The sequence below is a fragment of the Chryseobacterium barbadense genome, assembly GCF_042849955.1.
Classification (GTDB): Bacteria; Bacteroidota; Bacteroidia; order Flavobacteriales; family Weeksellaceae; genus Chryseobacterium.
This window is the reverse complement of record NZ_BAAFHL010000146.1, coordinates 1-1,112: the sequence shown is the minus strand read 5'-3', so window position 1 is coordinate 1,112 and position 1,112 is coordinate 1. Positions and strand designations below refer to the sequence as shown.

The 1,112-nt window shown below is 39.4% G+C and carries 1 protein-coding gene; it reads left to right on the top strand.

All coding sequences use genetic code 11. The features are described from left to right. Positions 1-57: 57 nt before the first annotated feature. Positions 58-1,112: DUF6443 domain-containing protein (locus tag ACGHIN_RS17275; RefSeq protein ID WP_390456480.1), on the top strand; the 1,055-nt coding region annotated here is incomplete at its 3' end.

Here is a 1,112-nt window from a genome sequence, read left to right as displayed (position 1 = left end):
TGAGTGGAAATATATTCACTTTTAAACTTCTAACCTTTAACTTCTAATTTCTAAGAAATGAAAAAAATATTATTTATATTCCATATCGTGTTTGTAGCCGGATTGTTCTATGCACAAACGCCTACTGCTTCGCAGAACTATATCTATTCCAAAACCTATCTGTCTGAAGACGGAAGCAAAAAATCCGAAGCCGTACAATATTTTGACGGGTTGGGAAGGCTGAAACAAACTGTCTCGGTAAAATCCACCTCATCCGGTAAAGATTTAGTGATCCCTGTGTTCTATGATGAATTGGGAAGACAGGCGAAAGACTTTTTACCATTACCTATGGCAACAGCGAATTCGGGAATTCAAACCGTATCCGAAGCGGATATCAACTCCTATTATGGCGTTACCAATGCTTTTTCAGAAAAAGTATTTGATAGCTCTCCTTTTGGAAAAGTTTTGGAAGTGGCAGCTCCCGGAGATGCCTGGAAAAAAGGATCGGGACATACTGTACAATCCCAATATGAAACAAATGTTTCGGCCGATCAGGTGAAAAAATATGTGATTACTTCTTCTTGGGCAGATGCTACGCTTTCTCCATCTATTCCTACTGTGGAATGGTATGCTGAAAGCCAGCTGATGAAAAACATCACCGTTGATGAAGACGGGAACAAAAGCATTGCCTTCAAAAACTCACAGGGCCAAACCGTTCTGGCCAGAAAAATGAACGGCACCACTCCCGTAGACACCTATTACATTTATAATATCTACGATCAGCTTGCCTATGTGATCACTCCTAAAGCGGATCTGCAGATCTCTCAAAATGGAAATGTGGTTACCCAGACTATTTTAAATGAGTTTTGCTACCAATACAAATATGACAACAAAAACAGGCTGGTGGAAAAATATATTCCCGGTAAAGGCTGGGAATATATGGTGTATGATAAGCAAAATCGGTTAGTGGGCACTCAGGACCCTAATTTGAGGCTTCAAAATCAATGGTTATATACCAAATATGATGAGCTCGGAAGGATGGCTTTCTCAGGAATATGTAATGGATCTTCAAGAATTACAGAGCAGGCTTTAGCCGATAATTATGGGAACAATAATGTAAAAAGAACCAATTT